The sequence below is a fragment of the Verminephrobacter aporrectodeae subsp. tuberculatae genome, assembly GCF_026127385.1.
GTDB lineage: Bacteria > Pseudomonadota > Gammaproteobacteria > Burkholderiales > Burkholderiaceae_C > Acidovorax > Acidovorax aporrectodeae.
Window position 1 is genome coordinate 398,616 of the sequence record NZ_QZCX01000002.1, and the last position, 25,819, is coordinate 424,434.

Here is a 25,819-nt window from a genome sequence, read left to right on the forward strand (position 1 = left end):
GGTCGTACGGCATGACGCCATTCCTTCGTCCCCCGGTGCTGGCGCTGTGCGCGGCCAGCGTCTGCCAGCTGGCGTCAGCCAAGCTGCCCGCGGCGTCTCCCGAGGCCGCAGCCAAAGCCGCCGAAGCCAGCGCCAAGGCGGCCTGGACCGGCAAGGTCGGCAACTACCAGCTGTGCCTGGCGCAGGACCGGGTCGCGGCCCACTACCGCAAAACCACGCCGTCCGCCGCGCCCGCCCGGGCCACCGGTCCGGGCTGCACCGACCCGGGTCCGTTCGTTCACACGGCCGCGCCCAAGCCCTGATCAACGGCTGTCATACCCGGGAAATACCGGGCGGCTAGGCTCCGTTCCCTCGAATCCATCGCGGGAGAAAATCACATGGCGTTTGCGCATTCATGGAGGTGCATGGCCGCGTCGCTGGCGCTGCTGCTCACGGGTTGTCCCGCGTACTACATCGACCCGTCGATCACGTCGTTGCGTCTGCTCGGTTCCGCATCCATCCCCACAGGCACCCTGTTCGAGGGGGTGGAGTTTGGCGGCATCTCGGGGCTGGACTGGGACGCGGGCAACAGCTACTGGGCCATATCGGACGACCGGGGCGAACGCGGGACCCCGCGCTTCTACAAGCTCAGCATCGACTACGACGCCAGCGGCCACGTGGACGTGAAGATCGACCGGCAGATCCATATGCTGCGCGAGGACGGCACGGCGTTTCCCTCCTCCGCGCGCACCGTGGACCCGGAAGCCATCCGCGTGGCGCGCAACGGGCAGCTTTACTGGGCGTCCGAAGGCAACTGGAATGCGGCGGCTGCGAGCCGGTTCCAGCCCTTTGTGCGGGAGATGACGACGCAGGGCGGGTTCGTGCGCGATTTTTCCATTCCGTCGATCTACCACTACGTGGACAACGCCACACAGGGCGCGCGCAGCAACAAGGTGTTCGAATCCCTTGCCGTGGCGCCGAATGGCACGGTGTACGTGGCGAATGAGGACGCGCTGATCCAGGACGGTCCGCCCGCGAGCTTGCAGGCGGGCAGCGTGCTGCGCGTGACTGCCCTGGACCCCGTCACCGGAAAAGCCATGGCGCAGTACGCATACGAACTGCCCAAGATACCCGTGGACGGAACGCCCGGCGCCGCGTTCAGCCCGGACAACGGCCTGTCGGACATGCTCGCCGTGGACATGACCGGCCGCCAGTTCATCGCGGTGGAGCGCGCGTTTGCTTTCGGCGTGGGCAACACCATCCGCCTGGTATGCACCGAAATCACGGACGCCACCACCGACGTGAGCGGCCTCGCCAGCCTGGCCGGGGCCACGTACACACCCATGACGCGCAGGCTGCTGCTGGAAATGCCGGCCCAGTACCAGGGGCTGAAACTGGACAACATCGAGGCCATCAGCTGGGGCAAGACCCTGCCCAACGGGCACGACACCATCGTCCTGGCTTCCGACAACAACTTCTCGGACACCCAGACGACTCAGTTCATCGTGTTCGAGGTGTTTACGGCGGATGATTGAAGGCCGTCATGCCGGGGCTGCATCACTTTGCGGCCCAGATGGGAATGTTCCAATATCGCTTCGATAAATTGCATTCGACGCATGAATGGAACATACTCCGGCCATGCTCGCGAGCACCCACACCCAGCGCGTCCTTGATCTGGTCGGCCAGAAGGGGCTGCTGCGCGCCAGCGACCTGGACGCCATCGATGCGCCCCGGGTCGTCCTGACGCGCCTGACCGCCGCCGGCCTGCTGGAAAAGATGGGGCGAGGCCTCTATCGCCTGTTCGACGTGCCGGGGTCGGAACATGAAAGCCTCGTGGCCGTCGCTACCAAGGTGCCGCAGGCCGTGTTCTGCCTGCTGACCGCGCTGCAATTCCACGAACTGACGACGCAACTGCCGCGCCAGATCTGGATCGCCATGCCGCGCGGCAGTCATGCGCCCCGGATCGACTACCCGCCGCTCAAGATGGTGCAGTTCACGGGGGATGCCTACACGGCAGGCATCGAGGAAGTGGAACGCGATGGCGTCAAGCTCCGGGTGTACGCTGTGGCCAAGACCGTGGCGGACTGCTTCAAGCACCGCAACAAGATCGGCCTGGACGTGGCGCTGGAAGCGCTGAAGGACGCCCGGGCGCGAAACAAGGCATCGGTCGATGACATCTGGCGCTACGCCAAGGTCTGCCGCGTCGCCAACGTGATGCGGCCCTATCTGGAGAGCATCGGATGAGCCCGGCGCGTCCACCGGATCGGGCGAACGTCGCCGCCTCCGTCCGCGCGCGCCTGCTCAACGTCGCCAAGACGCAGGGCGTCGATTTCAATCAGGTGCTGGTGCGCTTCGCGCTGGAGCGCATCCTCTACCGCCTGACCCAATCGCCGCACGCGGATCGTTTTCTGCTCAAGGGCGCGCTGCTGTTCACGCTCTGGTACGACATGCCGCACCGGGCCACGCGCGACGCCGACTTGCTCGGCTTCGGTGCGAGCGATCTGGCTTCGGTCGCTGAAACCTTCCGCAATATCGCCGCCGTGGCTGTTGACGACGGCATCGCGTTCGACCCAGCCTCGGTCACGGTAGAGGAAATTCGCAAGGAGGCTGGCTATGGTGGTGTCCGCGTGATCATCGCTGGGGAACTGGCCAGGGCGCGCTGCAAAACGCAAATCGACGTCTGCTTCGGAGATGCCGTCACGCCTGCGCCAGTGGATTCCGTCTATCCGGTACTGCTGGACGATCTTCCCGCACCCCGGCTGTGGGCCTATCCGACGTACACGGTCATCGCGGAGAAACTCCACGCCATCGCCCTGCTGGGCATGACCAATAGCCGCCTGAAGGACTACTTCGATCTGTCGGTGCTGCTGGAACGAGAAACCCTGGAGACCGATTTGCTGACCCAAGCGATCAAGGCTACCTTTGAGCGGCGTGGCGTGGCCGTGCCCGACGCGCTGCCGATTGGGCTGTCGGACGAGTTCGCACAAGATTCCTCGCGGCAGGCGCTTTGGCTGGCGTTTCTCAAGAAGAACAAGCTTCCCCCAAAGCCCCTGCCTGCCACCGTCGATCAGCTGCGATCCGACCTGGCACCTGCGTTGAACCGAGCCGCGGCGCCTTCGTAGTCCATCTCCGTTGTCAATCCACAGGATGGGCTCGCAGGCATGGGACACAACGCCTGCCCCGGCAACGGGTCAGCGCTTGAGCGCTGCGGCGCGGATGGCTTCCTGGAGGTTCTGCACCCAGGTGTTGTACTTGGGATGGATGACCGGCTGGCCGCCCTGCTGGTCGTAGTTCATGCCCATGCTGTTGTGGTAGGCCAGGGAGTATTTTCCAGGCGCATAGTCCATCAACACCGAGATGCTGTGCTTGCCGCGCACCATCACCGTCGCCAGCAGTTTGCCGTCCGCTTGCTCGGCAACGGTCCAGCCCCTTGCTGCGGCGCCGGTCATGATGATCTGCTTGACTTGCTCCTTGCCGGGCGCCTTGCCGCTGCTGGTGACGACGGCGACGTCGGACTGATTCACGATGGGTACGAGCGAACGCGCATGGGCCGGGCCGGCGATGAACGCGCAGGATGCCAAGGCAAGCAGCAGGCTGGCGAGAGATTTTGATGACATGGGTTGTCCTTTTTGAAGAAGGGTTGACGACGAGGATGCCGGCTCGTGTGAGCGGCGGTTTTTCATTCCTGCGCAATGATATAGCGTGGTTTCAGGATTCGGACCAGCGCCGCATGATCAGCGAGGTGTTGATCCCGCCGAACGCAAAGTTATTGCTCATGACGATGTCTGTCTGGAGCGTGCGTCCCCCTTCGCGCACATAGTCCAGTGCGCAGCAGTTCGGGTCCACGTGGCGCAGGTTGATGGTGGGTGCGAACCAGTCGTCGCGCATCATCTCCAGGCTCATCCAGACTTCCAGCGCGCCGCAGGCGCCCAAGGTATGGCCCATATAGCTTTTGAGCGAGCTGATGGGGGTGCGGTCGCCGAATACTTCGTGCGTGCCTTGGCTTTCGGCGACGTCGCCGTGCGCGGTGGCGGTGCCGTGCGCGTTGATGTAGCCGATGGCCTCGGGTGGCAGCCCGGCGTTCGCCAGAGCCAGGCGCATGGCTTGCGCCATGGTGCGGGGGTTGGGCTGGGTGACATGCGTGCCGTCGCTGTTCGTGCCAAAGCCGATGATCTCGGCCAGGATGCGCGCGCCGCGCGCGCGCGCATGCGCCAACTCCTCCAGCACCAGGGTGCAGGCGCCCTCTCCCAGCACCAGCCCGTCGCGCTCGGCGTCGAAGGGGCGCGGGCTCAGCTGCGGCTTGTCGTTGTTCACGCTGGTCGCGAACAGGGTATCGAACACCGCAGCGTCGGTGGCGTCGAGTTCCTCCGCCCCGCCCGCCAGCATGGCGATCTGCCGGCCGCTCTGTATGGCCTCGAAGGCGTAACCCACGCCCTGGCTGCCGGCCGTGCAGGCGCTGGAGGTCGGGATGATGCGCCCGGTGACGCCCAGGAATACGCCCATGTTGACTGCGGCCGAATGCGACATCAGGCGGATGTAGGTGTTGGCGTTGATGCCTTCCGTGGTCTTGCGCGCAATCATGTTGCTGAAGTCGCCCATGGCGGCGGGCGAGCCGAGCGAGGAACCGTAGGAGATTCCCATGTTGCCGCTGGTCACGAGTGCGTCGCCGGTCAATCCTGCGTCGGCCAGGGCCATCTCGCCGGTCAGCGTGGCCATGATGGCGACCCGGCCCATGCTGCGCGTGACCTTGCGGTTGTAGCGCGCGGGTATGTCAAAGGGCGCGACGCGGGCGCCCAGCCGCGTGTTCAGGCCCTCGTATTCGTCCCACTCGCGCAGGTACTCGACCGCGTTGCGCTCTGCGCGCAGGCGGGCGCGAACCGTGGGCCAGTCGTGGCCAAGCGGGCTGAGTGCGCCCACGCCGGTGATGACGACGCGCTTCATCCGAGCATCCCCCCATTCACTGAAATGACCTGCCGGGTAATGTAGGCCGCGTCCGGCGACAGCAGAAAGGACACGGCAGCGGCGACTTCCTCGGGGCGCCCCATGCGGCGGGCAGGAATCATGCGCAGGGCTTCTTCGAGCACCCGGGGCTCCACCATGTCGGTGTCGATCAGGCCCGGGGCCACGCAGTTCACGGTAATTTCGCGCTTCGCCAGTTCCACGGCCAGGGCCTTGGTGGCGCCGATGATTCCGGCCTTGGCCGCGCTGTAGTTGGTTTGCCCCCGGTTGCCCATCAGGCCGGAGACGGAGGAGAGCGTCACGATGCGCCCCGGCGCCCGCCTGCGCACCATGGGCATGAGAATGGGATTGAGCACGTTGTAGAAAGCGTCGAGGTTGGTGTGGATGACTTGGTCCCAGTCTTCGCCGCTCATGGCGGCAAAGGCATTGTCACGCGCAATGCCCGCGTTGCAAACGACGCCGTAGTAGGCGCCATGGGTTTCGATGTCGGCCAGCAGTGCGCTGGCGGCCCGGGCACGGTCCGCCACGTCGAACGACAGGACGTGCGCCGCACGGCCCATGGCCACGATGGACCGGCTGACTTCCTCGGCCTGCGCGCGCTGTTCGCGGCAATGCACGACCACGTCAAACCCGTCCTTGCCCAGGCGCAAGGCGATGGCGCGCCCGATGCCCCGGCTCGATCCCGTGACCAGCACACGGTGGTTCATCATGGTCATGGCGCGCCTTATGGAAGATTCAGATTCAGGAATTCCGCGTCCGCGCGCGGCTCGAACACGGACAGATTCGCCCGGGCCGCAACCTCGTCGCCGACCAGGATCCGGCACGCAAACATGCCCAAGCCATCGCTGCCCATCAACTCGCAGTCCGCCTCCATGCGCAGGCACTCGCCGACTTGGAACGACTGGCGGTGCACGTCGTAGCGACGGGTTCCGACCAGGAAGCCCAGCGCAATCGAGCGCCCTTCCTGGAGTGCACGGTGACCGGCCCACACCGAGATGGTCTGGGCCATGTATTCGATGCCGATCCATGCATCGAGTCGTCCAGCGCGCACGAACAGGCTGGTCCCGCGGATATCGGCCTCGGCCACCGCACGCTCTGCATTCACGCGGATGACACGGTCCAGCCAGCGCATGGTGCCGCTATGGGGAACCAGATCCGCGACACAAGGGAGGGGGGGCTCCGGGCGGTTCATTCAGGCGCTCCCCAGCAGGACGCAGGCGTTGCTGCCGCCAAAAGCGAATGAGTTGCTCAGCACGTAGCGCGGCGCGCGGCCCAGGCGCTCATGGGGAGCCACCAAACGCAAGGGCGCCAGGGCCGGGTCTGGCTGACCGTCCCACCAATGCGGCGGCAACATGCCTTGCGGGTTGTCCACCAAAGTCAGCCAGCCGAAAGCCGCCTCGATGGCGCCCGCCGCGGCGAGCGTATGGCCGGTCATCGGCTTGGTGGAACTGACGGGCACGTTGGCACCCAGAACCTCGGCCACGGCCAGGCTTTCCATGGCGTCGTTGTGCTGCGTTGCCGTGCCGTGCAGGTTCACGTAGTCCACGGCACCGGCTGGCACGCCGGCGCGCTGCAGGGCCGACTGCATGGCGCGTATGGCGCCGCGTCCGCTCGGGTCCGGTGCCGACATATGGTGTGCGTCAGAGCTTTCGCCACAGCCTGCGAGGCGGACGGGCCCTTCCTCGCGCGTCATCAGAAAGAGCGCCGCGCCTTCGCCCAGGTTGATGCCGCACCGGTTTACCGACATCGGATTGCAGCGCGTGGCCGAGACCGCGTCCAGCGCGGAGAACCCGGCGACGGTGAACGCACCGAGGGTGTCGCAGCCGCCGACCACGACGGCGTCGGCGATGGCGGCGTGGAGCAGGCGTGCGCCGCTCGCCAGAGACTTGGCCCCCGCCGAACAGGCGGTGGAGATGACGTGCGCCACGCCCGTGGTACCGAGTTCGGCCGCCAGGAAGCCGGCCAGGTTCCCCAGTTCCTGCTGGGCGTAGCTGAACCCCTGGGGCCATAGTCCGGTGCGCTCCAGCGCCTCGCGGGCGGCTTCGCCCTCGGGCAGTCCCGAGGTGCTGGTGCCCACCACGATGGCGACCCGATCCGCCCCGAAACGGGCCATCGCGGCCTCGACCGCCGGACGTATCTCGGCCAGCGCGAGCAAGGCGATGGCGTTATTGCGGATGCGAAATTCGGGCGCGACGTGCGCCAGGCCGGGCAAGGCCGTTCGGACTTCGCCCAGATGCAGGCTGCGGCCGGGCGAGTAGCGCTCGGTCGGCAGCAAACCGGCGGGGCCTGCGGCGCCCCACAGCGTCCGCCGCACTTGGCTGATGCCCTGGCCCAGTGCGCAGACCAGGCCGGGAGGGTGAAGGTAGATCGCGCTCATGGCGTGGAGAAAACGGGTGCGGCGTCGCCGCGGGTGTGCACCTGCACGGTATAGCCTTGTGCGTGCTGGCGCAATTCGATGTGACCGGGCGCCAACATGCGCACCGATGCGACCGTGCGGCCCCCGTAGCTCAGCTCGCGCGTCTGCGCCGATTCCGTGAGGAGCCAGCCCGGCGCGAGGGCCGCGCGCACGGCCGCCGCCGGCCACCAGACGAGTTGCAGGTCGCTGAGCACGCGCTCTGCGCTGACCGCATCGGGCCAGCCTGGCGCCAGGCTCTGGTCGAGTTGCCGTCCGTCCCAGTCCAGGCGTGCCACGGTGTGTCCCCACTGCATGCACGCCACGCGGACCGAGCGCGCGTCCACCTCGAGCGCAACCTCGAAGGAGCGCTTTTGCCCCCCGGCCTGGACGTCGAGCTGCTGCACCACCGCCCATTCGCGCCCGAGCGATGACGGCGCCAGGCGCAGCAGGGGCATCGCGGGCATCGCAGGCAATGGGGGCGACGGGGACAGCGGGGCGCAACCCGCCAGTGCCGCCAGGGCGGCGAGCATCCCGCAAAGGCGCGCCAGACGGATCAGCCGCAACACAATTGCTCCAGCACGGACAGCCGTCGCCTGGGCTCGGCAACGTAGGGGTTGCCTGTGTCCCACACATAGCCCGCCAGGATGGACGCAATCATGCGGCGAATTTCCGGGCTGGACTTGGCATGAAAGATGACCTTCTGGAACCCCCCGGCGTACCAGGATTCGACGAATACGCGAAAGGTGTTGACGCCGGCCTGGAGGGGGCGCGCATAGTCGCTCTCCCAGTCCACCGGCGCGCCTTGCGCCTGGCGTTGCAGGCAGTTGGCTGCCAGGCTGGCTGATTTGAAGGCGATGGTCACGCCGCTGGAGAAAACCGGGTCGAGGAACTCGCCGGCATTGCCCAGCAAGGCGAAGCCCTTGCCCCACAGCGATTTGACGTTCGCCGAGTAGCCCGTGATGCTGCGCACCGGGGTGTCCCAGGCCGACGCTTCCAGCAGGCGGCGCAGGCCCGGGGCTTCGCCGACCAAGGCCCGCAAGCGCTGCGTGTCGCAGCCCGGGTACTGCGCGAGAAACTCGGGGCGCGCCACGACGCCTTGTGAACAGCGGCCATCGGAAAACGGAATGGTCCAGTACCAGACGTCGCAGTGCTGCGGGTGCACGGTGATGAGGATTTTGTCCCGGTCAAAGCCCGAGCCGGCAGGAATGTTGTCCTGCACATGGGTGAAGAGGGCGCTGCGCTGGGGGAAGGCGGACGGGTATTCCAGGTCCAGCAAACGCGGCAGGACGCGCCCGAAGCCGCTCGCGTCGAGCAGGAAGTTGGCGCTGACGCCATGGGTGTGGCCATCCTGGTCACGCACTTCGACGCTTGGCCGTTGGCCCGCCACGTCAACCGCCAGGACCTCGTGGCGGTAGCGGACTTCGGCGCCCATGCGGGCCGCTTGCATGGCAAGCACTTGGTCAAACCGGGCGCGCTGCACTTGGTAGGTGGTGCCCCAGCCGGGCGAATATTTGTCGCGGAAGTCAAACTGGGTGTGCTGCTCGCCGCAGGCAAAGGCAGCCCCGTTCTTGTACTGAAACCCGGCCTCGACGACGGCCTGCAACATGCCCGCGGCTTCGATGAACTCCATGCTTTGCGGCAGCAGGCTCTCGCCGATGGAAAACCGGGGAAACTGCTCGCGCTCGAGGATCAATACCTGGCGACCCTGCTTGCGCAGGAGGCCCGCGGCCACGGCGCCGGCGGGTCCGGCACCGATGATCAGGATGTCGGCTTGTTCTTGTGTCATGTCTGTTGGGGGGTGGGAAGGGAGCCGAAGAGGTGTTGGCGTTGACGGAAAAGGGGGGCCAGCAGGCACACCAGTGCCAGGCCGAGCAGCAAAGTCAGCCCGAAGGCATGCAGCGCCGGTGTCGCGGACAAGGCCAGCAGGCCAAAGGACAAGCCGGTGCTCAGGGCGCCCAGCAGCACGGCCAGCCAGGCGTGGCCCTGGCCCTTGCCCTGGTGTTCGAGCAGGAAAATGCCGTAGTCCACGCCCATTCCCAGCAACAGCATCAGCGCCAGCAAATGGAACAACTGGAAGGGCTCGCCGAGCGCGCCGAGCACTGCCAGACAGCCCAGTGACGCGAGGACGGTGGGCAGCCAGGCACGCCAGGCGGTGCGACCGAAGCGCAGGGCCATGGCCGCCCACACGAGCAGGTGCCCGGCTACCAGGATCCAGGCCATCGTGCCGCGAAAACGCCCCAGCAGTTCCGACATGTCACTCGCGCGGTCCACCCAGTGGACCCCTTCGGCCTGCGTCAACCCGAGCACACGCAGCGCCTCGGCTTGCGCGCGGGTCGCCAGGCCCCGGATCAGCACCACGCTGGCATAGCCGTTGTCGCCCAGCGGCCCCAGCCATTGGGAGCACGCCGCAGCGCAAGCCGGGCTGGCGAGCCAAGTTGGCAGTTCGAGCGGCCCCGGATGGAACGCGGGGCGGCGCAGGTCTTCGCCCAGCGCATGGCCGATCTGGTCCAGCACCTGCTGCTCGACATGCGCCGTCATCTGCCGATTTTCCGCCTGGCGCGCGCGGGAAGGCACCCAGTCGGAGACCGCGCTCAGGGTCAGGGGGCCCAGCTTGGCGGCTTGCAGTCGGGCCCTGAGGGCCTCTTCCCGTTGCAGCACGGCCTCGGGCGTTGCGCCCTGCACCACAAAGAACTGGGTCGGGCTGGGCATTTGCAAGAGGCGGCCGACGTCGATCTGCGCCTGGATCAACCCGGGTGGCGAGGACTGCAGCTGGCGCAGGTCGTCGTTCACCCGAAGGCGGGAGGCGCCCCAGGCGCAAAGAATGCCGAGCAGGGCCAGCAGGGCCCAGAGTCGGCGCCCTTCGAGCACAGGCCAGCGGGCCAGGCTGGCCGCGACCGCACGGCCCATGCGACTGCCGGGCAGGGAGCCCCCGTCGAGCGCGGGAAACCAGCACACTGCGGTGAGAAACGCAGCGATCAATCCCACGGACGAAAACACCGCCATCTGCCGCAGGCCGGGAAATGGCACCACGGCCAGCACGAGATAGCCCAGCACGCTGGTCAGCAGCGCCAGCAGCAGGCCGGGCAGGAGGTGCTTCATGAGCGGCCAACGCGGGGTGTCGGGCGAGGCCAGCCGGGACGTGAAGTAGTGAATGCCAAAGTCTTCGGCCACGCCGATCAAGCTGGCGCCAAACACCAGCGTCAGCAAATGGACCTGGCCGAACACCCACACCGTGACCGACAGCGCCGCGGCGCAGCCGACGAGCAGCGACACGGCGATCAACGCCACGGGCCGCAGCGCCCGGAAGGTCCACCAGACCAGGGCGATCACGGCCACCAGCGAACCCCAGCCGATGGTGTTCATTTCGCGCTGGCCCTGCACTGCACCAGCCTCGGCGTGCAAAGGGACACCGGCTCTGAGCACCGTGATCGGTGCCGCAGCGCCGTCTGCGTCCACGCGGGTCTGCGCCATCCGGCCGGCTTCGTCGAGCGCATCTGCCCAGCGGCGCGCGCCATCGAAGCGAAAAGCCGGCCCTTGCGTTTCGTACAGCAGCACCGCCCAGTCGCGCTGGCCGTCGGGGTCGGGCACCCAGAGCAGGCCATCACGCGGCCTGGCCGCGGTCAGCCCCGCGTGCTGCGACCACCAGGCGGGCCACAGGCCCAGCGGGTCGGCCAGCCACGCCGTGGGCTGGCCGGTGTTCAGGCCATGCAGGCGCTCCAGCGCCCTGGCAGTCAGCGCCGGTACGTCGGCATTGCGCAGGGCCTGGCGCTGGGCGTCGGTGAGCAGGGCGTCGCGCCAGGGGCGGTAGAACTCCAGCGCCTGCGCGGCCACGGCGCCGTCCGCTGTGCGGCGCAGGCCTGCCCGGGATGCCGCCAGGGACTGATCAAATGCGGCTGCCGCCGTGTGCGCGGCGCGCCAATCGGCCGCGCCCAGCATGATCACGACCCGGCGTTCGCCTTGCTCGCCCAACTGCCGTATGGCGCGCTGGGCCACGGAGGCCTGTTCGTCCTGCGGCAGCAGCGCGAAGACGTCGGTATCCAGCCTGGGCGCTTGCCAGAACTGCCATTGGTGCCAGCCGATGGCGGCCACGACCAGCAGCCAGGCCAGTGCCAGCCACTGCGGTGTGCCCGGGCGCGCGGGAGGTTTCATGGCCCGAAGCGTTCGGCTTCGGCCGGACTCAGCGCGGACGCTGCGGGGTTGAGGAAGCGGATGTGGCTGGCGTCGCCAGAGGTCTCGTGCAGGCGCACCGCGTTCACGTGGCGCGCACCTTCGAGTTCGATCCGGGAAATGAAGCCGGCCAGCGCGGCGTCGCGCGGCGTCAGCGCCAAGCGCCAGCCGTGCGCGCCCTGCAGGGTCACTTGCGCGGTGAACCGTGCGGCCAGGGCCTGGACGTCCCCGGCGAGCAAGGCCATCAGCATTTCATTCAGCGCACGCAAGCCAGGCTCCTGGCGGGCGTCGATTTGCTGGCTCACACCGGCCTCGCCCAGCGTCAGAAGGCGTTCCCGCGTGACCACCAAGGTGGACGCAAAGGGTTGCGCGGTGATCCATTGCACCCCGCGGCCGCGCGCCATGACGAAGCTGCCGCGCGAGACCAGCGGCCGCTTGAAACCCTGGATGGATTTCGTCTGCTCGAACTCGCCGCGCAGCACGGCGGGATTCTCGAGCCTGCGGTCGATTTCGGCCAGTTCGTCGGGCACTGCCTGGGCACGCGCCGGCCCGCCGGCGCTGGCCAGGCCGCCCGAGAACGCAGCGAGCCCGGCCCGCAGGACATCGCGGCGCTTCATGCGCACGGCCCGTTCACGCCCAGGCGCTCCCACAGCACGGGCGGGCAGACCCAGCACATCTTGCAGGTGCTCAGGTCGAGTGCGACCTGGACGGTGCTGGCCTTGTTCAGCTTGGCGTTCGTTTTGGCGCACAGGATGAGGTAGTCGATCTTCAGGCGGTACTCCCACTCGATGATGCGTGCGCGGATCCGGATGCGGCGGTCGTACTGCACTGAGCCCACGTATTTCAGACGCAGGTCGACGATTGGCCAAGCGTAGCCGGATGCGCGCATCTGCGGATAGTCGTAATCGAATTTGGCCATGAGCGCATTGCGCGCCAATTCCAGGTACTTGACGTAGTTGCCGTGCCAGACGACGTCCATCGGATCGAGGTCGTGAAAGGCCGGGCTGAGTTCTATCTCATGGATCAGGTCGGGGCCGCCCGGGGCGGCGCTGAGGGGGGATGTTTCAGGCATGGTAGGGGTCCCACTGGCCTGCGCGCATGCCGGTCAGCAGGCGTTGCAGGTCGGCGTCCAGGCAGCGGTCTTCTTCCACCAACGCAATCTCCGCAGACAGGCGCTCCAGGAATGCGGCGAGCGGCGCGGGCAATGGCAGTTTGCCCAATGACAGCCGCAGGGCCAGGGCCTGCCGGGCGGCGATCAGCATGGCGGCGAGCACCTGCTCGGTCAATTCGAGTACCCGCAGGGCATCGCGCGCGGCGATGGTGCCCATGCTGACCTTGTCCTGGTTGTGGCATTCGGTCGAGCGGGAGAACACCGAGGCCGGCATGGTCTGCTTCAACGCCTCGGCGGTCCAGGCCGAGACGCTGATTTGCAAGGCCTTCAGTCCGTGGTTGATGGCCGCCCGCGGGCCGGTGGCCGCCGACAGATTGGCCGGCAAGCCGTGGTTGAAACGGGTGTCCACGAGCAGCGCCAACTGGCGGTCGAGCAGGTCGGCCACGTTCGCCACGACGGTTTTGAGCGTGTCCATGGCCAGCGCGATATGGCCTCCGTAGAAATGGCCGCCGTGCAGTACGCGCTCTTCGTCCGGGTCGATCAGCGGGTTGTCATTCGCGCTGTTGAGCTCGTTTTCAATGAGCTGGCGCAACCAGGGCAAGGCGTCTTCCAGCACCCCGATGACATGTGGTGCGCAGCGCAGGGAATAGCGATCCTGCAGGCGGTTTTCGTTGCGCGCAGGGTGCGTGTCGGACACCAGGTCGGCACGCAGCCGCTGCGCCACCTGCTGCGGACCCGGGTGTGGTTTGGCGGCAAACAGGGTCTGGTCAAAATGGTGCGCATTGCCGTTGCTGGCCCAGACGTTGCAGGCCGTCAGGCGGGTGGCCAGGCGGGCGACCGCGTCGGCACGCTGCCACGCCAGGCATGCGAGTCCGGTCATGACGGCAGTGCCGTTCATCAGCGCCAGCGCTTCCTTCGGTCTCAGGCGCAGCGGCGCAAGGCCGACGCGGCCGAGCGCATCGGCCGCTGGCTGGCGCCGGTCCTGAAACCAGACATCCCGTTCGCCGCACAGCACCGCGGCCACGTACGAGAGCGGCGTCAGATCGCCGCTGGCGCCGACGGAACCTTCGGCAGGAATCAGCGGCAGCACGTCGTGCACCAGCAATTGTTCGAGTTGCAGCAGCAGGCCCCAGCTCACGCCGGAGACTCCCTGGCAGAGCGATGCTAGGCGCGCGGCGAGCACGGCGCGCGTTTCCTGCGGCGTCAGCCAGCGGCCTGCGCCTATGCCATGGAAGGTGTAGAGGTGCTGCGGCAATTCGGCGATGAGTTCGGGCGGGATGCGAACGGTGCAGGAGTCGCCGTAGCCCGTGGTGACGCCGTAGATCACCCCGTCTTCCCGCAGCAGGCGATCGAGAAACGCAGCGCCCCGCTGAATCCTGTCGCGAAAGGCCGGCGCCTGGCCCAGCGCCGCGGTGCGCGTGCCTGCGGCCAGGGCGACGACGTCGTCCACGCGCAGGTCTTGGCCGTCGAAAATCAGGGGGGGAAAACGCTCAGCCTGCATGGTCGCGGTCCGCTTGTGGGGTGCGTGGAGGGGCCGCTTCCTGCGCCCAGAAAGGAAAAAAATTCAACCAGGCGAGCGGTGCGTGGTCGAGCAGGCCCTCAAGCCAGGCGGCGAATTGCCGGGCGTGGGCCGCCAGCGCTTCGCGGCGGGCATTGCGCGGCAGCGTCACCTGCTCGGCCAGGCAGTGCACCCGCAGCACGTAGCCGCCGCCATGCGCGGCGTCGTCGCGCACGCAGCCCATGGCATACAGCGGGCATTTCAGCAGGGCGGCGAGCACATACGGGCCCACCGGCCACTGCGCCGGGTGGCCCAGGAAGTCCGCCGACACCACCATGCTTTGCCGGACTGGAACCCGGTCCCCGGTGATGGCGACGTATTCGCCTTGCGCCACCTTGTCCGCGAGCAGCATGGCGGTGGCCGGGTTGACCTCGCTGACCTGGATGAAGCGCACTGCGCAGTCCGGCTGCAGACGCTGCAATATGCGGTTGAAGCGCTCCGCGTGCTCCGTGTGCACCAGCACGTTGAGCCGCACGCCGCGGTGGCGTTGCGCGCTGATACGGCACATCTCCATGCAGCCGACGTGGCCGGTGACGATCACGGCGCCGCGCCCCTTCGCGTGCAGGGCCAGCAGGCCCTCCTCGCCCTCGGCGCGCAAGGCGTTTGCCGGTGTGTCTCCGCGGATGGCCAGCAGTTTGTCCAGGATGGTTTCGGCAAATGCCAGGAAATGCCGCAGGCTGTCGCGCCATCCGGGGGCATGCCCCAGACTGCCTTGGAACGCCTGCAGTTTCTGCAGGTAGTCCAGGGACGAACGGCGGGCCACGCCGCACGTGGCCCAGTAGTAAGCCACCACGGGGTACAGGCACAGGCGAAAGGGCAGGCGGCCCAGCACCCGGTAGATCCAGAACAGCAAGCGGATGCCGGCGACAAACGTGCGCTCACCGAGGCTGGCCCAATGCGGCGCGGGCGCAGGGGGCGCGTTCGATTCCGAAGGGGTGCTGGCGGTCTGCATCACGGGGCCACTTTGCGCCACAGCAGCCGCGGCAGGCGCAGCAGCATGCCGGCCAACATGCGCGCGTGCATGCGGGAAATCAGGACGTTGTCCAACACCAGTTTGAAATGCGATACACCGTCGGCCGGGTAGCGCACGCGCGTCGGCTGGCAGGTCAGGCGCAGGCCTTGCCAATGCAGGCGGACGAGCAACTCGGTGTCGAAGTCCATGCGCCGGCCGAGGCGGGTTTGCTGAATCAGCCGGACCACGGGCGCCAGCGGGTACACGCGAAAGCCGCACATGGAGTCGCGGATGTCCAGCGACAAGGTGTTGATCCATACCCAGACATGGGTGGCGTAGCGCCCATAAAGTCGCGCTTTGGGAACGCAATCGTCGTAGAGCGCAGCGCCGTAGACCACAGCGTCCGGTTGTTCGCCCGAGAGCGCGAGAAACTTCGGGATGTCCGCCACGTCATGCTGGCCGTCGGCGTCGATTTGCAGCGCATGCGTGTAACCCAGCGCCAGCGCCCGTTGCAGGCCCGCCATCATCGCGCCGCCCTTTCCCTGGTTGTGCGCCAGGCGCAGCAAGGTCATCGAAGCGCCGTGCAGCCTGGCCAGCCCGTCGAGCACCTCGGCGCAGGCGGCGTGGCTGCCATCGTCGACCACGATGGCGTCGAGCTGGTGCGCGCGCACCGCGTCCACCATGCGCCCAATGGTTTGCGCATGGTCGTAGCAAGGAATCACGGCCACCACCTTATGCATGGACGGCTCCGGGTGCATGGGACCAAATCGAACGGCCGCTGGCGTGTTCGCGTTCGCTCTGCGTGGTGGCGTCATGCGAGTACAAGCGAAAGCCCAGGCTGCACAACGCGGCGTCGGCCAAGTGGGGCCTGAATTGCAGCGCCAGGTACAAGACGGTTCCCGGCTGTACCGGACGAAAAAACTTCAGGGCTTCCAGGCGCACGAACCGGGGCGGTATGGCAAAACATTCGCGCCCCAGGGTCAGCGCCCAGTCCAACTGGGCGACACCCGGCAAAATCGGCACCACCTCGAAATGGCCGTCGAATACCGTCAAGCCCGAATGGATGTCGAGCGTGGCCAGGGACTCGGTCGCGCTGCGCTGCAACCAGTGCACGGCGGGCATTTCGGGCCGCTCCGGGGCCCGCGTGCGGTCCGCGGTCTGGGCGGTGAACAGCACCCTGAGCAGCGATTCGGGCGACTTGCCCTGTGCATTCACAGGCAGTGCATCGACGAACCGCCAGCGTTTTGGCAGGGCCACGGCCTGCACGCTGTGGGCCAGGGCATGGCGCAGCAAATCAAGCCAAACGCGCCGGCTGCGGCTCGCCTGCTGCGCGCGCCCGGCTGGCGTGAGCACCGCCACCACGCCTACGCGTGCGCCGACGGGGGTATCGACGACCAGTGCCTTGGCTTCTTGCACCCACGGCGTTTTCAGGAGTTGTTGCTCGATGGTGCTGAGCGACACGCGTTTTTCTTCGATTTTGACGATGCGGTCGGCGCGGCCCAGCAGGCGAAAGCCATGGGGTCCGGCGGGCTCGGCGCGGTCGCTGGTGGTCCACCATTGCGCGTCGGGCAGCCGCGGCGAACGCACGGCGAGACAGGTGCCGTCGAGTCGCCACTGCACGTCGGAAAACAGTTGCCAGGGATCCTGCGCGCTGGTGCATTGGCGCCAGGCGATGCCACCGGTTTCCGAGCTGCCGAAGACTTCAATGGGCGTCTGGCCCAGGACCGTGGACGCCAAACGGGAAACCTCGAACGGCAGGGGGCCGCCCGAAGAAAATACGCCACGCAGGTGCTGCCGGGCCTGCGTCCAATCGGGCGGGTTGCTCAGGCGCCTGAGGTGCGCCGGGGTGGACACCAGCACCGACGCGCACGCCCCGAGGCAGGCCGCCAGGTCCTGCGGATACAGCAGCCTGCGCAACCCGAAAGGACGTCCGGCTGCCAGCGGCCAGAGCACCAGGAAAAGCAGTCCATAAATATGCTGGTGCGAAACCGTCGTCCATACGATGGGCCGGGCATTCTCCGCCGCCGGACCGGCCAGGACCTTTCCGAACGCCTCTTCCAGCGCGTCCAGCTCGGACGTCAGCTGGTCCAATCGCTTGTCGATCGCCTCGGGTCGGCCTTGCGAGCCCGAGGTGTACAGCCGCATGCGTGCCACCGAAGGATTCAGCGCTTGGCGATTCCATGCCGTGGCGCCCGCGTCGTCGGGGCAGGCCTGCAGGGCAGCGGGCAAGTCACCGACCAGGAGATGGCCCGCAGCGCGCAGGGCATGGACGGTGTCGGGTCGGTCGTCCCCGGGGATGACTACGGTTTTTCCCGCGTGCCATGCAGCGAGCAAGGCCGCAGCAAACTCGAACGGGTCGTTCAGGTAGAGGGCGCAGTGGGACTGCGGCTGCTGCGCCAGCGCGCGCTGCCAGCATCCCGTGCGGATCAGCAGGTCGGCATGGGACAGATGCTGCGCGTCGCTCTGCCACGCCACGGTGCGCGCGGCGTCGGGCGGACGGCACGCCAAGCTGCTCAGGGACCACCATTCGGCCATGGGTCACCTCATGCCAAGCCGTTGCGCGCACGCACCCGGCGGCGGACCAGCCACTCGGCGGCCATCAACACGCCGGTCAGGCAATACGAGATAAAGCCGTTGTAGAGCGTCCAGACCGCGTTGCTGGCCCAGAGCGCCGTGACACACGCCACCGCACCGTTCAGGACAAAAAAGACGCACCACAGCTGCGTCACACGCCGGGTATAGGCCACGGCGGCGGGCGGCAGGTCGGGCTCGCGCAAACGCGCCAGCCGCTCGATGGCGCTCGGTGGGTACACCAGGCTGGCAGCAAAAATCACCAGCAGGATGGCATTCACGCCCACGGGGTACAGCTTGAGCGGCATCCATGCATTCCCGAACCAGCTGAACAGGGCGAACAAGAGAGCGCCGCCGGCGCAACCCCAGGCAAGCGCCGTGCGACTTGCCGCCAGGCGCAGCAGTGCCAGACCGAAGAGCAGCAATGCGAGCCAGCGCGGCTCGAAGCGGTCCAGGCTGAAATAGACAATCAGCGGATAGGCCAGCGTGACAAGCGCCAGCAAGCCGCCGCCGATGCGCCAGTCATGCATTGGTGATCTCGCACTCCGCTGCCAGTCCGTGCAGGGCATTGACGACGTCGCTGACGGTCTGCACCGTCTTGAAAGCCTCGGGCTGCAACCGTTGCCCGACCAATGGTTTGAGCTGCACCATCAGGTCGACGGCATCGATGCTGTCGATATCCAGATCCTCCCGAAGCCGGGCCTCGGGCGTGATCCGCCCGGCTTCGATGTCGAAGGTTTCGACCAGAATGGTCACGATGCGTTGGAATATGTCGTCTTTGGTCACGATGGGGTCCTTGCCAATGGCGTCAACGCGTGCGCTGCGCGCTGACGAACGCCGCCAACGCCTGCACGCTTGAAAAATAGCTGCGCGTCTCCTCGGAATCTGCCGAGACGCTCACTCCGTAGCGGCGCTGCAGGGCCAGTCCGAGCTCCAGCGCGTCAATGGAATCAAGGCCCAGGCCATTTACGAACAGGGCTTCCGACGTGTCAATGTCGTTGACCGTTATGTTCTCCAACGCAAGGGAACTGATGATGAGTTCCTTGATTTCTTGTTCGAGCGTTTGTGTGTCCTGAACCACTATGAATCTCCGTGATGAAATAATCGGTCAGCCGCTCCGTCAGCCGACGCACAGCCAAGGCATCGCTGGCACAAGGGCCCGTCAGGGAAGCGATGGGCAGGTCCTCCCGCACTTCGATGCGAAAATGCGGACGGTTCCCCGGAATTTTCCACCACGGCACACCTTTGACCAGCATCAAAGGATTGCACTGGATCAGCACCGGTGTAACGTCCACTTCTCCCCGTACTGCCACATTGGATGCGCCCCGCTGGAGTTTTGCCAAAGTGCCGTCCATGGGGGTGCGCGTCCCCTCGGGGAAAATAATCAGATTGTTTCCCGCGCGCAGCGATGCAACGCTGTCGCTGACCAGTTCCGGCCCCGCGTTGTTGTGAATGAAGCCGGCCGCTGTGACAGGTCCGCGCGTGAACGGATTCGTCGCCAGCCCGGCCTTGACGACGCAATCGGCCCGGGCCGTGAAAGATATCAAAAAAACCACGTCGATCAGCGTGGGGTGGTTGGCCAGAATCAGCAAGCCATGCCGATTCAGCCTGTCCAGTCCATGCGTTTCATAGGTAAAAATCCCTAGTCTGTGCATGAGGCCGACGAATGCGCGAAAGGTCTGGCGGATGACCCAACGGGCCGCGATCGACAGGCGCTGGCGATCGCGGACGAATAAGGACAGGGCCGGGAAAACGACGATCCACAGCACCAAGCCGCCCAGTCCGAAGCATATGTAACTCAGCGCCGTGGCGCAGAGGCGCCAAATGTAATTCAAACACTTATACATGAACAAGTTGGAAATACGCTGTGGGAACCGGTGTGCTGCCTTGAAAAGGCGGCACATGAAGCGGCGTCTTTCGCGCCGTTGCATGCCTGTGCAATTCCTAAGGGTACGGCGGGAGCTTGCGCCCTAGCATGACCCCGAATGCAGTCGTTTCATCTCGTGCCACTATTTACGGGGCAGAGCACCGCATGGAAGCAAATTTTCGAAGTGCGTAGTGTAGCATCGCCAAGCCGGTGGGCCATAGCTCCGCGGTGGTGTCGGTAACACTTTTTATTTCGTCCGCGCTGAGCCTGACCGTCGGCGCCTCCGGATCGCCGTGGCGCGGGAGCGCCACGCGCCAAGCCCATGCGTATTCGCAGCCCGGCTGGTCTTCGAATTCAGCATAGATACGGGGCAGAGGCGCTTCGTAATAAACCACCAATACCTCGGCGGCGCCGTCCGCGAGCAGCGCAGCGGCCTCGGTCAATGCGGCTGCGGCGCTGGCGCGGCCCGCTGCGACGACCACCGTATTGGCACAGTGCCCCTGTGCGATTGAATACAGGGCGGAGATGGCGTTGTGTACGGAAAGGCCAAACCCGGTGGGCGACACGGGCTGCCCCTGTACCAGATCGCCCAAGAGCGCCAGGGATCGGTCCGCATCGCCATACCGTGATGCAAACACCATCGGTGCTCCGGCTGCGGGCGGACACCAGTAAGCGACTTGGCAGGCCAGGCGCCCCAGGCGGTTCACGCGGCGGCGCATCATGGCGGGCATTTCAGCCAACGCGGGTACGGTGTTCGCGATCGGCCGGGGAAGTGGCGCAGAGCCCGCGGCCCACTGGAGCCAATCAGCGCGCTGGCTCAGGCCGTCGGCATACGCCGACCATTCCAGAATGGTGAGTTCGAATGGCATCGGACTGCAAAGTGGCTTCGTTGGCGGATGGCTTGCTCCATGGGCTCCGGGCACGCCACCCGGGCGATATTGTCGATCCCTTTCCCGGCATGGATCGGACGCGCGGTGTGGCATATATGTAACTGACTCCGGAGGGGTTCGCCGTGACAAACCGGGCTTAGCGCCCCGCCGCGTACGCCTGCATAAGGCGCGGCGTAGCGGCCGCGTGCAATATGCCGTCGGCATCCCGCGAGGCCGCCGTCAAACGGCCCACGGACCATGGGGGCATTTCTTCAATCTGGTGGCCGCGGCGACGCAGGTCCTCGATGACCTCGGGTCCGAAACTCCTTTCCACGGCCAGATGCCCGGGCCGGCGCCCGCGCGGGGAGAATGACGAGGGAAAATGCAGCGTGTGCGACATCGGCAGGTCGATGGCTTCCTGCAGATTCAAGCCGTGGTGCACATGGCGCAGGAAGAACAGCAATTGCCATTGCTCCTGCTGGTCGCCACCCGGGGTGCCGAACGCCAAGCAGGGTTTGCCATCGCGCAGCGCAAGCGCAGGCGTCAATGTCGTGCGCGGGCGCTTTCCCGGCTCCAACGTGCCCGGCAAGCCCTCTTGCAGCCAGAACATCTGGGCGCGCGTGTTCAGACAAAAACCCAGTTCGGGAATCACCGGCGAGGACTGAAGCCAACCGCCCGACGGGGTGGCCGAGACCATATTGCCCCAGCGGTCGATGACATCCACGTGGGTGGTGTCGCCGCGTTTCACCGAGGCCTGCATATCCGCCATCGTGGGCTCGGACGTCGCGCTGCCCGCCGCGCTCACCTTGGACAGGCGCGACAGCGTCTCCATGACGCGCTCTGCCTGGTCCTCGAAACCGGGGATGCGGCCGGGCAACAACTCCTGCGAGGCGTGCGCGCCGATCAGCGCCCGGCGTGCGGCGTTGTAGTCGTCCGAGAGCAGTTGCGCCAAGGGCACGTCCACGAACGCTGGGTCACCGTAGTAGACCTCGCGGTCCGCGAAGGCCAGCTTCATGGCCTCGGTGACCCGGTGCACGAACTCGGCGCTGCAGGGCCCCAGGCGGCCCAGGTCCATGCCCTTGAGCAAGGCCAAGGTTTGCAGGAAAACCGGGCCCTGGCTCCAGGCACCGGCCTTGGCCACGGTGTAGCCGTGGTAGTCGCAGCTGAGCGCCTTTTCGTAGCTCGCCGACCAGCCCGCCATGTCCTGGCCGCTGAGGACGCCGCGATGCGGCGTTCCGCTCTCGTCCATGGCCTCGGTCTGGCGCACGAAACGGTCTATCGCCTCGGCGACGAAGCCCCGATAAAAAGCGTCGCACGCGCGCGCTATCTGGCGCTCCCGGTCGCTGCTGGCGCGCTCGGCCTCATCGAGCACACGGCTCCAGGTTCGGGCCAGCACGGGGTTGCGAAACAACTTGCGTGCCTGCGGTGCATGGCCCCCTGGCAGGTAGGTCGCTGCGCTGCCGGGCCAGTGCGCCTGAAAGAAATCTTTCAACCCGGCAATGGTGTCGGCGACACGCGGCAGCAGGGGGTGGCCCTGCTCAGCGTAGTAGATGGCCGGCTCCAACACGTCGCGCAGGCGCATGCTGCCGTGGTCGCGCAGCAGCAGCATCCAGGCGGAGAAGGAGCCGGGGATCACGGTGGCCAGCAGGCCGTTGCCCGGGATCAGGTCCAGGCCCTCGCGGCGGTAGCGTTCCAGGGTCGCGGCTTTTGGCGCCGTGCCCTGTCCGCACAGGACTTCCAGACCGGTGCGTGCCGAATGGAACACGACCGGCACTTCGCCCGCTGGCCCGACCAGATGGGGCTCTACGACCTGCAGAACGAAAGCCGATGCCACGCAAGCGTCAAAGGCGTTGCCGCCCCGCTCGAGCATGGCCATGCCGGCGGCGCTGGCCAGCCAGTGGGTCGAGGTGACGACCCCGAAGGTGCCGAGAATTTCCGGGCGCGTGGTAAACATGGTGCGATACCTTTCAGTTATTTCTTGGTGAACGACACGGCCCGGAGCCGGATCATGCCGTCCGGGTGGGGAACGAACCCGGTGAGTTTCTTCTGCACGCCGAAGATCCAGGGTTGGTAGAACAGATAGATGATGGGGCGTTCGGCTTGCAGGGTCGCGAGCACCTTGTCGTACAGGGCGCGGCGCTTGGCCTCGTCCGGTTCGGCGCGTGCGCTGTTGAGCGCGGCATCCACGTCCGCGTTGCAGAATCTGCCGTCGTTCAGGCTGCCCTTGCAGCTGACGTACTGGTGGACGTTGCCGCTGGGGTCAACGCGGCCAGACCAGCCGCTCTGGCCCACGACGAAGTCGCCGCGCGCCAGAGCCGATTGCAGGGACGCGAACTCGGCCGGACGCAGGCTGATGTCGAACCCCGCCTCGGCGCCCATCGCCTGGATCAGCTCGCACACCTGTTGCATGGTGGTGTTGTTGCCGTAGGTGATTTCCAGTTTCACGCGGTCAAAGCCGGCTTCCTTGAGCAGGGCGCGCGCCTTCTTCGGGTCGCGGCCCGTGTGCTCAAAGGCCTTGTTGTAGGCAAAGCTTTCGGGCGGGAAAGGCTGGTGCGCGGGCTGGAGCATGCCCTCGCCAACGATCTGATTGATCGCTTCGCGATCGATCACCAGGTCCAGCGCCTGGCGCACGCGCTTGTCCTTGGCCAGCGGGTTGTTGGCGCCCGCACCGTTGCCCAGGTTCACCGAAATGGCCTGGAACCCCAGGCCGGTGACCGGCAGCAGATTCAGGCTCTTGTCGTCCCGGACGGTCTTCGTGTCCATGGGGGCCACGCGTTCGATGATGTCCAGATCCCCCGCGCGCAGGTTGCTCAGGCGCACCGTGGCGTCGGGAATCGGCGTGAAGATCAGGCGTGCGAAATGGTAGTTCGCTGCGTCCCAGTGCTTGGAAAATTTCTCCAGGACGATGCGATCGTTCTGCACGCGCTCCTTGAATTGGTAGGGGCCGGAACACACCGGCCTGCTCCCCGGATCCTTGGCGAACGTGGCGGGCGAGAGCATCATGCCGGCACGGTCGGACAGCTGCGACAGCAAGGAGGCGTCGGGCTCGGACAGTTGCAGGACCACGGTGTTGGCGTTCGGTGCCTGAACGCTGGCCACGGTGGCCAGCTCGCTCTTGCGATTGCTGTCGGGCAGGGTGCGCGCGCGGTCCAGGTTCGCCTTCACCGCCGCTGCGGTGACCGGCGTGCCGTCATGAAACAGCGCATCCCCGCGCAGTTTGAACGTCAGCGTCTTGTTCTCGCCGGACCAAGCCCAGGACTGCGCCAACTGGGGCACGATCTTCAGGTCGGGGGTTATTTCAACGAGCTTGTTGCACAGCGAGGCGAGCACGATGCGGCCGACGAACGTACGGGAGCGGACCGGATCGAGCGTGTCCGGGTCGTCCTGCAAGCCGATGCGCAAGGTGGACTGTGCGCAGGCCATGCTGCTCACGAGCATTCCCGCGGTGGCCATGGCGAAACAAAATGGACGCATGAAGAGGTCTCCTGGGGTTCAAGGGTCTGGTGATGGTGTGCGCGCCGTTGTGCCCGTTCCCGTCAGTAGGGACCCACCGCATGCCGGGCCACGAAATGGCCCGCGCTGACTTGCACCAAGGGCGCGACGACGATGGCCTCGTCGCCTGCCGTGCGCACCGGACTGGGGATCTCGTCGGCCAGCAGGGACTGCTGGCGCTGGCGCCGCCTCGGGTCGGCGCTGGGCACGGCCGCGATGAGCTTTCTGGTGTAGGCGTGCTGGGGATTTTCAAAAATCGACCGGCGCGGGCCGATCTCGACGATTTGCCCCAGATACATCACGGCCACGCGGTGGCTGATGCGTTCGACCACCGCCATGTCGTGCGAGATGAACAGGTAGGACAGGCCCAGTTCGCGCTGCAGGCTCAGCAGCAAATTCACGATCTGCGCCTGGATGGATACGTCCAGCGCGGACACGGACTCGTCGGCGATGACGACCTTGGGGTTCAATGCCAGCGCGCGCGCAATGCAGATGCGCTGGCGCTGGCCGCCGGAGAATTCATGCGGGTAGCGCGCACCCATCTCGGGCAACAGCCCGCATTTGTCCATCAGCCAGCGCACCCGGTCCCGGGCCGCGCGGCCGCGCGCCACGCCGTGGATCAGCAGCGGCTCCATGATCGAGTCGCCCACGGTCATGCGCGGGTTCAGGGACGCGAACGGATCCTGAAAAATGAACTGAATATGCCGGCGCAGCGTCTGCATCGCGGCGCCGCGCAAGCTGCCGATATCCTGGCCGTCGAGCTCGATGCGGCCGCCCTGGCTCCTGACCAGTTGCACGAGCGAGCGGCCGGTGGTGGTCTTGCCGCATCCCGACTCCCCCACGAGCGCCAGCGTCTCGCCGGGGAACAGGTCGAAACTGACTTTCTCCACCGCGTGCACACGCGCCCGGACCCGGCCCAAAATACCCCCCGCGATGTCGAAACGGGTCACGAGATCCCGGACCCTCAGCACCGGGCCGTTCTCGCGGCGCACGGTGTCCGGCCCGTCGATGGGCGGTCCGGCGGCTTCTTGCCCATGCAGGAGCGCAAACGGCGCGGGCTGGTGGGTGCCGCGCATCGCGCCCAGTCGCGGCACCGCGGACAGCAAGGCGCGCGTGTACGCTTGGCACGGCGTGGCGAACAATTCCTCGCAGGCCCCTTCCTCCACCTTCTCCCCCCGGTACATGACCAGCACATGGTCCGCGACCTCGGCGACAACGCCCATGTCGTGGGTGATGAAGATCACCCCCATGTCCATTTCTTCCTGCAACTGGCGGATCAGCAACAGGATTTGCGCCTGGATGGTGACGTCCAACGCCGTGGTGGGCTCATCGGCAATCAGCAACTGCGGCCTGCAGCACAGCGCCATCGCGATCATCACCCGCTGGCGCATGCCGCCCGAGAGCTGATGCGGGTAGCGGTCCAGGATGGCGCGGGCCTGCGGGATGCGCACGCGCTCGAGCATGCGCAGCGTCTCGGCGCGCGCCGCCGCCGCGCCCAGCCCCTGGTGCAGTTGCAGCGCTTCGCCAATCTGCCTGCCGGCGGTGAAGCTGGGGTTCAACGAGGTCATCGGCTCCTGGAAGATCATGGCCACGTCGGCGCCGCGCACGCCTTGCAGCGTGCGCTCCGATGCATGCATCAGGTCCAGCACGTCGCCGTTGCGCCGGCGCAGCCGCAGCGCGCCGCGGACGATCCTGCCGCCACCGTATTCCACCAACCGCATCAGCGCCAGCGCCGTGACCGACTTGCCGGAACCGGACTCGCCCACGATGGCCAGCGTTTCTCCGCGGTCCACATGAAAGGAGACGTCGCGCACGGCGTCGACGCTGCGCTCGGGAGTCGAAAACCGCACGCTCAGGCCTTCGACCTGCAGCGTGCGGCGGGAGTCCGGCGCGGCCATC

At 66.7% G+C, this 25,819-nt stretch carries 26 protein-coding genes; 4 read left to right on the forward strand and 22 right to left on the reverse strand.

The window, feature by feature from the left end:
- Positions 1 to 11: 11 nt before the first annotated feature.
- The 4 genes from D5041_RS09795 (at position 12) to D5041_RS09810 (ending at position 3,101) form a co-directional block, all read left to right on the forward strand.
- Positions 12 to 302 carry a hypothetical protein gene (locus D5041_RS09795; RefSeq protein ID WP_265284613.1) on the forward strand — a complete coding sequence of 97 codons (291 nt, stop codon included), beginning with the start codon at positions 12 to 14 and terminating at the stop codon, positions 300 to 302.
- A gap of 102 nt (positions 303 to 404) precedes the next feature.
- Entirely contained in the window at positions 405 to 1,514 is a 1,110-nt protein-coding gene (locus D5041_RS09800; RefSeq protein ID WP_265284614.1) for an esterase-like activity of phytase family protein, read from the forward strand.
- 103 nt (positions 1,515 to 1,617) lie between these two features.
- The gene (locus D5041_RS09805; protein ID WP_265281960.1) at positions 1,618 to 2,223 is read left to right on the forward strand and encodes a type IV toxin-antitoxin system AbiEi family antitoxin domain-containing protein; all 606 of its coding nucleotides are present in this window, start codon (positions 1,618 to 1,620) and stop codon (positions 2,221 to 2,223) included.
- Complete coding sequence (locus D5041_RS09810) at positions 2,220 to 3,101, forward strand: nucleotidyl transferase AbiEii/AbiGii toxin family protein (protein ID WP_265281628.1); 882 nt, start codon at positions 2,220 to 2,222, stop codon at positions 3,099 to 3,101. The genes D5041_RS09805 and D5041_RS09810 overlap by 4 nt, the downstream gene beginning before the upstream one ends.
- A gap of 69 nt (positions 3,102 to 3,170) precedes the next feature.
- On the opposite strand, the gene apeA is transcribed toward D5041_RS09810, so the two are convergent.
- The 22 genes from apeA to D5041_RS09920 form a co-directional block, all read right to left on the reverse strand.
- Positions 3,171 to 3,596 carry an ApeA family protein gene (gene apeA, locus D5041_RS09815; protein ID WP_265281627.1) on the reverse strand — a complete coding sequence of 142 codons (426 nt, stop codon included), beginning with the start codon at positions 3,594 to 3,596 and terminating at the stop codon, positions 3,171 to 3,173.
- Between the two features lie 91 nt (positions 3,597 to 3,687).
- Entirely contained in the window at positions 3,688 to 4,920 is a 1,233-nt protein-coding gene (locus D5041_RS09820; RefSeq protein ID WP_265281626.1) for a beta-ketoacyl-ACP synthase, read from the reverse strand.
- Positions 4,917 to 5,648: a 3-oxoacyl-ACP reductase FabG gene (fabG, locus tag D5041_RS09825; RefSeq protein WP_265281959.1), complete on the reverse strand. Its 732-nt coding sequence runs from the start codon at positions 5,646 to 5,648 to the stop codon at positions 4,917 to 4,919. Before fabG ends, D5041_RS09820 begins: the two co-directional genes overlap by 4 nt.
- A gap of 14 nt (positions 5,649 to 5,662) precedes the next feature.
- A complete protein-coding gene (locus D5041_RS09830) occupies positions 5,663 to 6,130 on the reverse strand; it encodes a hotdog family protein (protein ID WP_407702253.1) in 468 nt (155 codons plus the stop codon).
- The gene (locus D5041_RS09835) at positions 6,131 to 7,315 is read right to left on the reverse strand and encodes a beta-ketoacyl-ACP synthase (RefSeq protein ID WP_265284616.1); all 1,185 of its coding nucleotides are present in this window, start codon (positions 7,313 to 7,315) and stop codon (positions 6,131 to 6,133) included.
- Positions 7,312 to 7,863, reverse strand: coding sequence for an ApeN family LolB-like membrane protein (gene apeN, locus D5041_RS09840; protein WP_526024865.1), 552 nt, complete (start codon positions 7,861 to 7,863; stop codon positions 7,312 to 7,314). The genes D5041_RS09835 and apeN overlap by 4 nt, the downstream gene beginning before the upstream one ends.
- A 23-nt stretch (positions 7,864 to 7,886) precedes the next feature.
- A complete protein-coding gene (locus D5041_RS09845) occupies positions 7,887 to 9,119 on the reverse strand; it encodes an NAD(P)/FAD-dependent oxidoreductase (RefSeq protein ID WP_265284617.1) in 1,233 nt (410 codons plus the stop codon).
- Complete coding sequence (apeM, locus tag D5041_RS09850) at positions 9,116 to 11,482, reverse strand: ApeM family transporter (protein WP_265284618.1); 2,367 nt, start codon at positions 11,480 to 11,482, stop codon at positions 9,116 to 9,118. Before apeM ends, D5041_RS09845 begins: the two co-directional genes overlap by 4 nt.
- On the reverse strand, positions 11,479 to 12,117 hold the full coding sequence (gene apeL / locus D5041_RS09855; RefSeq protein ID WP_265281620.1) for an ApeL family LolA-like protein: 639 nt from the start codon (positions 12,115 to 12,117) through the stop codon (positions 11,479 to 11,481). Before apeL ends, apeM begins: the two co-directional genes overlap by 4 nt.
- Entirely contained in the window at positions 12,114 to 12,572 is a 459-nt protein-coding gene (locus tag D5041_RS09860; protein WP_265257500.1) for an acyl-CoA thioesterase, read from the reverse strand. Before D5041_RS09860 ends, apeL begins: the two co-directional genes overlap by 4 nt.
- The gene (locus D5041_RS09865; RefSeq protein WP_265284619.1) at positions 12,565 to 14,112 is read right to left on the reverse strand and encodes an HAL/PAL/TAL family ammonia-lyase; all 1,548 of its coding nucleotides are present in this window, start codon (positions 14,110 to 14,112) and stop codon (positions 12,565 to 12,567) included. Before D5041_RS09865 ends, D5041_RS09860 begins: the two co-directional genes overlap by 8 nt.
- Complete coding sequence (locus D5041_RS09870) at positions 14,102 to 15,121, reverse strand: lysophospholipid acyltransferase family protein (RefSeq protein WP_265284620.1); 1,020 nt, start codon at positions 15,119 to 15,121, stop codon at positions 14,102 to 14,104. Before D5041_RS09870 ends, D5041_RS09865 begins: the two co-directional genes overlap by 11 nt.
- Positions 15,121 to 15,861: a glycosyltransferase family 2 protein gene (locus D5041_RS09875; RefSeq protein ID WP_265281616.1), complete on the reverse strand. Its 741-nt coding sequence runs from the start codon at positions 15,859 to 15,861 to the stop codon at positions 15,121 to 15,123. The genes D5041_RS09870 and D5041_RS09875 overlap by 1 nt, the downstream gene beginning before the upstream one ends.
- Positions 15,854 to 17,656 (reverse strand): ApeI family dehydratase, encoded by a 1,803-nt coding sequence (locus D5041_RS09880; protein WP_265284621.1) that lies wholly within the window; start codon positions 17,654 to 17,656, stop codon positions 15,854 to 15,856. The genes D5041_RS09875 and D5041_RS09880 overlap by 8 nt, the downstream gene beginning before the upstream one ends.
- Before the next feature lie 8 nt (positions 17,657 to 17,664).
- Positions 17,665 to 18,222 (reverse strand): COG4648 family protein, encoded by a 558-nt coding sequence (locus tag D5041_RS09885; RefSeq protein WP_265284622.1) that lies wholly within the window; start codon positions 18,220 to 18,222, stop codon positions 17,665 to 17,667.
- Entirely contained in the window at positions 18,215 to 18,478 is a 264-nt protein-coding gene (apeF, locus tag D5041_RS09890; RefSeq protein WP_265257495.1) for an ApeF family acyl carrier protein, read from the reverse strand. Before apeF ends, D5041_RS09885 begins: the two co-directional genes overlap by 8 nt.
- Before the next feature lie 22 nt (positions 18,479 to 18,500).
- Entirely contained in the window at positions 18,501 to 18,773 is a 273-nt protein-coding gene (gene apeE / locus D5041_RS09895) for an ApeE family acyl carrier protein (RefSeq protein WP_265257494.1), read from the reverse strand.
- Entirely contained in the window at positions 18,682 to 19,623 is a 942-nt protein-coding gene (locus D5041_RS09900) for a lysophospholipid acyltransferase family protein (protein WP_321162168.1), read from the reverse strand. The genes apeE and D5041_RS09900 overlap by 92 nt, the downstream gene beginning before the upstream one ends.
- An 82-nt stretch (positions 19,624 to 19,705) precedes the next feature.
- Positions 19,706 to 20,428: a beta-ketoacyl synthase chain length factor gene (locus D5041_RS09905; RefSeq protein WP_265284623.1), complete on the reverse strand. Its 723-nt coding sequence runs from the start codon at positions 20,426 to 20,428 to the stop codon at positions 19,706 to 19,708.
- A 157-nt stretch (positions 20,429 to 20,585) separates the two neighbouring features.
- Positions 20,586 to 22,382 (reverse strand): gamma-glutamyltransferase family protein, encoded by a 1,797-nt coding sequence (locus D5041_RS09910; RefSeq protein WP_265284624.1) that lies wholly within the window; start codon positions 22,380 to 22,382, stop codon positions 20,586 to 20,588.
- A gap of 17 nt (positions 22,383 to 22,399) precedes the next feature.
- Complete coding sequence (locus D5041_RS09915; protein WP_265284625.1) at positions 22,400 to 23,902, reverse strand: ABC transporter substrate-binding protein; 1,503 nt, start codon at positions 23,900 to 23,902, stop codon at positions 22,400 to 22,402.
- A 62-nt stretch (positions 23,903 to 23,964) separates the two neighbouring features.
- Entirely contained in the window at positions 23,965 to 25,818 is a 1,854-nt protein-coding gene (locus D5041_RS09920) for a dipeptide ABC transporter ATP-binding protein (protein WP_265284626.1), read from the reverse strand.
- Between the last annotated feature and the right edge of the window lies 1 nt (position 25,819).